Raw genomic sequence first — 9,664 nt, 5'->3', positions numbered from 1 at the left:
AGTTTTGAAATGTCGAATGTACCGGCTCATGAGATTATTTATAAATTGCTTGAAGGAACAAATCTGGAGCCAGTTCTGCCACCAAGTAAGGATGTGATTATTTTGAGGGAGAAAGAGAATATTAATCAAATTGAAATGTATCAGGAAACGGTCACCGGGTCCGTTGTTGATGCGCAAACCGGTGAGGCTCTGCCTGGTGTAAACATAATGGTTGAAGGTACAACAACTGGTACCACAACTGATATGACCGGAGAATTCTCGCTTCAGGTAGAAAATCTTCAGCAAGTTTTGGTGATAACCTATATAGGTTACCAAGAAATGAAAATTGAACTTGACGGCCAGAATGAGATTAATGTTGAGTTAATGCCAGACATGCAAACGATGGATGATGTTGTGGTTGTCGGTTACGGGACTCAAAGACGTTCAGAAATAACTGGTTCTGTGGGAATGATCCGGGGAGAAGAATTAAACCCAACCTCCTTTAATGCATTAGACGGCCTTAGGGGGAAAGTTTCAGGAGTAAATATTTTCACAAATTCGGGAGCCCCTTCAGGCAGTAACAGAGTAATAATTCGTGGTACCGGATCTCTGAATGCTTCAACCGACCCTCTGTTTATTGTGGATGGTGTTCCTATGGAAGATGGTATTAATTTCCTGAATCCAAATGATATTGAGAGTATTGAAGTTCTCAAAGATGCTTCTGCTACTGCTATATATGGTGCCCGCGGTGCAAACGGTGTTGTTATGGTTACTACATCCAGAGGTGGAACAGGAGAAAGTCTCATGGTTGGTTATGATACCAATTTAAGCTTGGGTAGAATGAGGGGGAAAATGGATGTTATGAATGCTGAGGAATTTATGGAAGTTCAGCGGACTGGGTTGCAAAACGTTCCACTTTTTGATAGCGAAACTTCTGAAGCACCTCAGGTAGATTTCCATGCATTGGATCCAGATCTTTTTGACGCAAATGGGAATCCAATTTACGATACGGACTGGCAGGAAGAAGCCACCAGAACCGCTTTTTCTCAGGATCACAACCTGAATATTCAGGGAGGAACAGAAAGATCATCTTTAGGAGCTGTATTAAATTTCACAGAAAGGGAAGGTATATTTTTGAACTCTTTCATGGATAGAGCCAGCCTTAAAATAACCTATGATGTGACACCCACTGACTGGCTATCATTAGGTTCAAATGTTACGTTCAGTCGGATTAAAGAAAACCATGTTGAAGAAGGTGGTGGTGGCCAGGAAGTTCGGCGTACGATCGTGGAAATGGCACCAATTTTTCCTGTAACATGGCCGGAAGAAAATCAACGGTCCGGGCAGTATAGTAATTCTACACAGTCCAACTCATTAACTCTTGAGGGTCAGTCTAATCCGGTTCACAGATTGCTTGAAGAGGATCGCGAAAGAACTCGCAATCAAATTTTTGGAAATACATATCTGGCCCTTCAAATCAATGATAACCTTGAGTTCAGAACACAGCTCGGAATAAATAATGAGCAGTTTGAAGAAAACAGATACCGGCCAAGTAATATGATTGCTGCCGGAGCTCCAGATGGTATTGCAAACTTTGGTACTAACGAAATGCTGTACTGGCAGAGTGAAAATTTCCTGACCTTTGAACAGGATTTTGAACGATCACGAGTCACTGCTCTGCTTGGCGCAAGCTGGCAGGAAAGGCAATTTACCAGTTTTAGCCAGGAGGTTAGTGGATTTTCAGATGATTTCTTTCGTTTTAACAATTTTGGAGCTGCAACGAATGTAAACTCACCAAGTTCCAATGCATTTGAGTGGACGATGAACTCCTACTTCAATAGAGTAACTTATTCACTTGATGATACCTATTCATTAACATTTACAAGCAGGCTTGATGGCTCATCACGGTTTGGAGCTGATTCTAAATGGGGTTTCTTCCCGTCAGCAGGGTTTTCATGGTTAGCATCCAATGAAGATTTCATATCTGATTTAGACTTTATTGATGAGCTTCGTTTCAGAACTTCCTACGGTGTATCCGGAAACACTGAAATTGGAGTATTCCAGTCGCTGGCAACAATTGGATCTGGTACAACACTAATTGGAGGAGATAGAAGATCGACAGCGTTTACCACCCGATTACCAAATCCTGAACTGGAATGGGAAAAAACGTATCAGTTCAATATTGGTACGGAAGCCAGCCTCTTTAACCAGGCTTTATCATTTGAAGTTGATTTCTATCACAAGTTAACAACAGATTTATTACTCGACAGACCGGTACCTGCTACAACCGGTTTTACGGTTATTCAGGATAATATCGGTGCGTTGTCAAACAGAGGTTTTGATGTTCGGTTAACGACACAAAATGTGAGAAGCTCTGACTTTTTCTGGAGTTCAACTTTGAACTTTAACTACAACCGAAACCGGGTTGAACGACTTGGAGCCGGAGATGAGGATATTTTCCCAGGGCCTTTTTGGGTATCAGGAAGCCAGACCATACTTCGTGTAGGTGAGCCTGTTGGAAACTTCTACGGCTTTGAAAGATTGGGAACTTGGAACACAGATGAAGCTGAAGAAGCGGCCGAAGTTGGCGCTATTCCGGGTGAAGCCAAACGTTCAGAGAATAGAAAAATAATTGGTAATGGACTTCCTGACTTTACAGGTAGCTTTGTTAATAATTTTAATTTCAGAAATTTTGAATTTATGGTTGATCTCCAATTTGTGCTTGGGAGTGATATAATGCAGCAATTTTTACATACTGCCGAGGATCGTCAGGCTTTAACAAATGGTCTGCGAACTCAGCTGGTAAATGCATGGACAGAAGACAATCAGGATACTATGTACCAAAGAATCAGGCATCAGCCCAGATCAGGACAAAATACACAGGCAGACAGTCACTGGATTGTAGATGGTTCATATTTGCGGGGTAATTTGATACAGCTCGGTTATAATTTTGATCAGTCATTAATTAATAACTGGGGCCTTACACAGCTGAGAGTAACAGCAAGCCTTGAAAATGCTTTCGTAATTCATTCCAGTGATTTTAAAGGGCATGATCCTGAAGCAAGCTCGTGGGGAGGAAATATTCATGCACAGAATATATTCTTCTATCAGTATCCAAGGCCAAGAACGGCTTCGCTTGGAATCAGATTACAATTTTAATCAGAGTTTTAAATCTATATACCTATGAAAAAGTTATTAATAATAACCGCAGCGCTGCTGATTTTTACAGCCTGCGACGACTTTTTGACGGAATCACCGAAAACTGAAATCGCAGTTGATCAGTTTTTTGATTCACCAGATGATGCCAGAAGTGCAGTTAATGCACTGTACCGTGATGGAGCCGGAGCAGGCGCATATGGCTCAGGTGGATTCAGAGGCAGTGATGTAATGATTGGCGCTTACATGTCCGGACTCTTCGATAATGAAGGAAAAGGTGAACGGATTGAAGGGCAGCTTGCGCAAACCCTTCAGCAAGATCCGGTAAATTTTAACCAATTTGCAGGTGGCTGGTGGAACGCTAAATATCGAGTCATTAACCGGGCTAACCTCGTCTTGTCCCGCATAGATAACATACAGGGAATGGACGAGAGTGAGCGTCAGAATTTAACCGGTGAGGCAAGATATTTTCGTGCACTGAATTACTTTTCACTTGTCAAGTATTTTGGTGATGTGCCTTTGATCAGAGAACCATTTGAAGGGCTGAATGATATCTTCGTGGACAGAGAAAGTTCTGATTTGGTTTACGAGTTGATCATTGAAGACTTAAACTGGGCACTGAATAATACTTCATTGCCAGACACACCCTTTGAAAGTGGAAATAACGGCCGAATTACCATGGGAACAGTAGCCACTCTGCTTGCCAATGTACATTTACAAAGAGCCGGTTTTCCACTTCAGCAAAATACAGGTTATGCTGATGCAGCCACTTCTGCACGGCAGGTTATCAACTCAGGAACCTACAGCCTGATTGAGCATGGAGATGATGTTGATGGAGAAAGTGCATACAACAGCATGAGGGTATCTGAACAGGAGCCGGAATACATTTGGTCTGTTGAGTATGATGGCGATGTTGCCGTTAGCCAGTACCCAAGAATTACCATACCCGGTGTAATTCGTCCATCAGGAATTGAGTATAGTCGAACATTAAATATGTATCGTCCTATTAGTGCATTAATTAGAATGTATGATCCAGATGAAGATCTCAGGGTTCAAAACAGGCAGCTGTTTTTCAATTCTCTCGAAGTAGATGGCGAGGAACTAGAATTTGGCGAGTATGCTCCTTACGTGTGGTTCGAAGAAGAGGCAATTTTCGGAAACGCCAGGGGAACAATGAACCTGAATATCACTAAATATTCTCAAGTTCTGTTGGTTGCCGCTGAAGCAATTGCCCGATCGGAGGGAGTTACGGCGGAGGCAGTTGGTTACCTTGCGGATGTACGTGACAGAGCCTACTGGAATACAGATCGGGCAGAAATCGTTGCATCACTTAGCGGCCTTTCTGTTGAGCAATTTGTACAAGAAGTTTGGACAGAAAGATACAGAGAACTACCCTTAGATTTTGTGGCCTGGCATGATATTCAGCGAACACGTCAATATCCAGTAGCTTCAGAAAACAATCCTGGAAGTGTTTCATACATAGATGTTATTGGAGCCGATAATAACTGGGGACGGACTTACAGTGAAAATGATTTGCTGTATCCAATTCCGGACGATGAGATGCAGAGAAATGAAAACCTTACTCAAAATCCTGGTTATTAAATTAAAAATAGTTAGGCTGCATCCGTGTGCAGCTTAAATATAAAACTACATTAATGGTGATGAAGGTCCTCCGAACAGTAAAGTGTTCGGGGGTTTTTCTATAATTTACTATAAAATTACTTTTTCAGGATTCTGACATGAGGTTATTTAAATTTTCAATTTTATTACTAATTGTACTCTTAGTGATTTTAAGCTGTATTAATGAAAGTCAAATAAATAATCCTAAAGACATAGATGCTATAGAAGAAATCAGTGCAGCCAGGGCTGATGCGTTTAATGAAGGAGATGCCGCATCTATAGCAACTCATTTTACTGAAAACGGACTGTTAATGGCTCCCGATTCACCTGTTCTAACAGGAAGAATAGCGGTTGAAGAGTACTACCAGGAAATATTTGATGAATATGAAACCTCGCTCGACAGCTATTATGAAGATGTTCAGGTATCTGGTAATCTGGCATTTGGCCGGGGAGTAGCAGATGTTGAATTAGTGCCAAAAGTTGGCGGCGATACCATCTATACCACTTCAAAATATATAAACATATTGCAAAAGCAAGCTGATGGATCTTGGTTAACTACTCACGACATCTGGAATAATAACGAATAGCAGATACAAACTTATACTAACCGGCTATCAAATCTATACGTTTTGTTTTAAAAAGGAATACTGTTGGAGTAATCCTCGATATTGATGCTTTAAAGATCTAACAGAACACTGCCTAACTTATTTAATTTACTTGGTATGTAAGAGGTAGTTGATAAATAGTAGGTAAATGCATTGTTGAAATATTTAGAAAGTTTAAACCAAGATATATCGCCGTTCAGGATCATTGAGGTGTATTGTGGTTCTGGAATTTTAAAATCCGTGAATTAGACTGATTTATTGGATTTAATAAAATTAGCTATAAATAATTGTAGCTTTTTTAAACTATAAATAAATAATAAAATGATGCATTTTAATGTTTACTTCACTCTATGTTTAACAGTCATTTTATTCTTAGTTTTGGGATGCGCATCCTATGAGAGGAACGATGAAAGTGGCCAGAGCAATGAATGGATTTCCATTTGGGATGGAGAATCATTTGATAACTGGAGAGCCAGCGAAAATCCCGAATCGTTTCAAATAGAAGAGGGTAAGATCGTGGTTGATGGCCCGCGAGCACATCTTTTTTATGAAGGCCCGGTGGCTGATGCAGACTTTGTAAATTTTGAATTTCGTGCTGATGTATATACTTATCCTCAGGCAAATTCCGGGATATTTTTCCATACACAATATCAAGAAGAAGGATGGCCACAGCACGGTTATGAAGCCCAGATAAATGCAACACACAGCGATCCGCGTAAAACAGGTAGTCTATACGCTGTAAAAGATGTTATGAATGATGCACCTCATGAAGATGAAGAGTGGTTTGACTATTATATAAAAGTTGAGGGCAACAATATAACGTTTGAGGTTAACGGTGAAACGGTCATGGAATTCACAGAACCGGACGATCGTGATGGTGATATAAGCCTGAGCAGTGGCACGGTTGCCCTGCAGGCCCATGACCCTGACAGCCGAATTTATTTCCGGAATATTGAAGTTCGACCATTAGATTAATCGATAGACATAACACCTAATTTAAGTTCACCTATGGCGTTTGAAATTCTGCAATCAGGCAAACATTACGATGTGGTTATAGTAGGGTCGGGAGCCGGCGGAGGCATGGCCGCGAATATCCTTTCCAAAGCGGGTTTATCGGTTGCGGTGATGGAGGCCGGGGGCGATTATGATCCGGCCAAAGATGAGTACCGCACGCAGTTCCGCTGGCCCTGGGAATCGCCCCGCCGGGGAGCGGGAACGGTTCGGCCCTTTGGTGATTTTGATGCAGCGTGGGGAGGATGGGAAATTGATGGAGAACCCTATACGAAAACCGTCGGCACGGAATTCGATTGGTTTCGGTCACGAATGCTTGGCGGGCGCACCAACCACTGGGGCAGGATTTCTCTTCGATTTGGGCCAAAGGATTTTAAACGAAAAGACCTGGACGGGTTAGGCGATAACTGGCCCATCGGCTATGAGGATATCAAACCGTACTACGATAAAGTTGATAAACTGATTGGCGTTTTTGGCACCAATGAAGGCCTGGAAGATGACCCGGACGGATTTTTCCTGCCACCTCCTAAGCCCCGCCTGCATGAACTGTATATTAAGCGAGGAGGACAACGTGCAAATATCCCGGTCATTCCCATGAGAAAATCCGTGTTAACCCGGCCGGTGAACAGTGAGCGGGGTGTCTGTTTTTATTGCAACCAGTGTAACCGCGCCTGCAGCATCTATGCCGATTTTTCTTCCGGGACGTGTCTTGTTCAACCTGCAATGAAACAAGGAAGCGTGGACCTGTATACCCTTGCCATGGTTCGCGAAGTTCTGACAGATTCTACCGGTAAGGCAATGGGAGTGTCTTATATCGATAAACGCGATAAACAGGAGTATCAAATTAATGCGAAAGTGGTCGTCCTTGGCGCCTCCGCTTGTGAGTCGGCCCGGATATTGTTGAACTCAAAATCATCCACTCATCCCAATGGCCTTGCCAATGGTAGCGGAATGGTAGGTCGGTACCTGCACGATTCAACCGGGGCGAGCCGCTCGGCCATCATCCCCGGGCTTATCGGCCGGGAGCGCTACAACGAAGATGGAGTGGGCGGAGCCCACGTATACGCCCCGTGGTGGCTGGATAACAGTAAGCAGGATTTTCCTCGGGGATATCACCTGGAGTTTGGCGGTGGGATGAGTATGCCATCGTACGGCTTTGGGTTTGGGATGGATTCGATTCGCCAATACATTACCGACGAAATGGGACAACCCTCCCGTAACGGCGGCTATGGCGCAGGGCTCAAAAACGATATTCGAAGCATTTATGGCGCCACCGTGGGTGTGGCAGGGCGCGGGGAAAGCGTGCCCCAGTATGATAATTACTGTGAGATTGATCCGGCGACCGTGGACGAATTCGGGATCCCTGTCTTACGGTTTAACTACAACTGGACCGACCACGAAGTGAAGCAGGCCAAGCATATGCAGGATACGTTTGAAGAACTGCTGACCAGTATGGGCGGAGAGCTGTTGGGGAGCAAGGCCGGAGAGGAGTCGCAATATGGCCTGGAAGCCCCCGGGCGTATTATCCATGAAGTGGGAACCACCCGGATGGGTGATGACCCGGATACGTCGGTGCTGAACAAATATTCCCAGGCTCATGAATGTGATAATCTGTTTGTGGTAGACGCCGGGTCGTTTGTTTCGCAGGCGGATAAAAACCCCACATGGACTATCCTTGCACTTTCATGGCGAGCATCAGACTACATCGTGGATCAGCTCAATAAACGCAATATCGGCTAAGGCAGAGTACCGGATCAACCCACATTTATTTTTAGACAAAAACGACACACAATGGATAGACGAGAACATTTAAAATTACTGTTTGCGGGCTCAATTGGAACAGGACTGCTGCTGTCGTCCTGCACCGAGGAAGATCGCGACACCAGCCGCCAGATCATTACAGAGAATTCTGAATCGTACGGACGGACGGCAGAGGAACTACTAAGAGATGAGCGGCTGCAGTCCGAGACGTTTTTTACGGACCACGAACGTGAGACGGTAGAAGTTCTTGTGGATTTGATCATCCCGGCGGATGAAACGTCCGGAAGCGCGACGGAAGCCGGGGTCCCCGATTTTATTGAATTCATGATGAAGGATCTTCCGTCCATGCAGACGCCGACCCGCGGGGGGCTGATGTGGGTTGACGGGCAGTGCCGCCAGCGATTCGGGGAGCCGTTTACGGACTGCTCTGAGTCGCAGCAGAAAGACGTACTCGATGACATCGCCTATCCGGATGAGGCCCGGGATGACATGCAGTTTGGTGTGCGGTTCTTCAGCCGAATGCGAGACTTAACGGCCACAGGATTCTTCACCTCCCAGATGGGAGTTGAGGATTTGGATTACAAGGGAAACCGGGCAAATATCTGGGATGGCGTTCCACAGCAAGTCCTTGACAAGCATGAACTTTCCTACAACCAGAAAACGCTTGATGAATGCCTGCAGGCGGATGAAATAAATAAGATTGCAGAGTGGGACGAGGCCGGTAATTTATTAAGATAGAAGGTATTAGTTACAAAGATGAGAATATTGGGGTCTCAGAAAAGCTAATTTCTACATCTTAATGTTTTTTCAGATGTTGATAAATTTTAGAAAGATATAGAAATGAAATTACTAGCACGTACGTATTAAAAAATAAATTTCCTATGAAATCTAATTATTTGAATCGAAATTTTCTCTTCTTAAAATTGCTCCTTTCTATCTTTATCTGTGGCATAGTGGCTGGTGTACGAGGGCAATCCAGTGAGCTTACTTTTACGGATATAGATCTGAGTTCTATGAATGACTTTCGGTCGCCTGCTGACAACTGGCAGCTTGCAGGGGATGTGTTTATGGATTTAACGGAAGATCTTGATGTACAGCCAGAATCGGGTCATGGTATTCTGGTGAATACTAGCTCAGGCGACAATCCGCAAGATATATTCACCGAGTGGGAGCATGGGGATCTGGATTTGGAACTTGAATTTATGATGGCCAAAAATTCCAATTCCGGTATCTATCTTCAGGGTAGGTATGAGCTTCAGATGCTCGACAGCTGGGGTGTTCAGCAACCAAAATTCAGTGATATGGGTGGCGTATACCAGTGGATGGATACGAGCGAGGGTTCCGGTGGAATTGCCCCGCGATCAATTGCAAGCCGGGCACCCGGTCTCTGGCAGCATCTGTCAATAAAATTCAGGGCTCCGAGGTTTGATGACAATGGAGAAAAAGTAGCTCATGCCAAACTGGAGGAGGTAAAACTGAATGGCGTACTGATCCACAGAAATGTGAATTTAGTTCGTCCCACCGGGGGGGCA

At 44.1% G+C, this 9,664-nt stretch carries 7 protein-coding genes; all 7 read left to right on the top strand.

Annotated features, from left to right (window positions below; all coding sequences use genetic code 11):
- Nucleotides 1-3,138, top strand: a 3,138-nt coding sequence (locus tag ACESM0_RS10845) for a SusC/RagA family TonB-linked outer membrane protein (RefSeq protein WP_372906231.1), incomplete at its 5' end; no start/stop codon positions are given.
- A 24-nt stretch (nucleotides 3,139-3,162) separates the two neighbouring features.
- On the top strand, nucleotides 3,163-4,737 hold the full coding sequence (locus ACESM0_RS10840; RefSeq protein ID WP_372906230.1) for a RagB/SusD family nutrient uptake outer membrane protein: 1,575 nt from the start codon (nucleotides 3,163-3,165) through the stop codon (nucleotides 4,735-4,737).
- Nucleotides 4,738-4,874: 137 nt separating this feature from the next.
- Nucleotides 4,875-5,342, top strand: coding sequence for a YybH family protein (locus ACESM0_RS10835; RefSeq protein WP_372906229.1), 468 nt, complete (start codon nucleotides 4,875-4,877; stop codon nucleotides 5,340-5,342).
- 339 nt (nucleotides 5,343-5,681) lie between these two features.
- Entirely contained in the window at nucleotides 5,682-6,335 is a 654-nt protein-coding gene (locus tag ACESM0_RS10830) for a DUF1080 domain-containing protein (protein WP_372906228.1), read from the top strand.
- Between the two features lie 33 nt (nucleotides 6,336-6,368).
- A complete protein-coding gene (locus tag ACESM0_RS10825; protein WP_372906227.1) occupies nucleotides 6,369-8,111 on the top strand; it encodes a GMC family oxidoreductase in 1,743 nt (580 codons plus the stop codon).
- Nucleotides 8,112-8,162: 51 nt separating this feature from the next.
- Complete coding sequence (locus ACESM0_RS10820) at nucleotides 8,163-8,870, top strand: gluconate 2-dehydrogenase subunit 3 family protein (RefSeq protein WP_372906226.1); 708 nt, start codon at nucleotides 8,163-8,165, stop codon at nucleotides 8,868-8,870.
- A 143-nt stretch (nucleotides 8,871-9,013) separates the two neighbouring features.
- Nucleotides 9,014-9,664, top strand: a 651-nt coding sequence (locus ACESM0_RS10815; RefSeq protein ID WP_372906225.1) for a DUF1080 domain-containing protein, incomplete at its 3' end; no start/stop codon positions are given.

Source organism: Rhodohalobacter sp. (assembly GCF_041686455.1).
GTDB lineage: Bacteria > Bacteroidota > Rhodothermia > Balneolales > Balneolaceae > Rhodohalobacter.
The sequence above is the reverse complement of the archived record's forward strand: the minus strand, read 5'-3'. Positions and strand labels throughout refer to the sequence as shown.

Coding starts and splice junctions, on each gene's coding strand:
- ACESM0_RS10820 (WP_372906226.1), top strand. CDS start 8,163: ATGGATAGACGAGAACATTTAAAATTACTGTTTGCGGGCTCAATTGGA.
- ACESM0_RS10830 (WP_372906228.1), top strand. CDS start 5,682: ATGATGCATTTTAATGTTTACTTCACTCTATGTTTAACAGTCATTTTA.
- ACESM0_RS10835 (WP_372906229.1), top strand. CDS start 4,875: ATGAGGTTATTTAAATTTTCAATTTTATTACTAATTGTACTCTTAGTG.
- ACESM0_RS10840 (WP_372906230.1), top strand. CDS start 3,163: ATGAAAAAGTTATTAATAATAACCGCAGCGCTGCTGATTTTTACAGCC.
- ACESM0_RS10825 (WP_372906227.1), top strand. CDS start 6,369: ATGGCGTTTGAAATTCTGCAATCAGGCAAACATTACGATGTGGTTATA.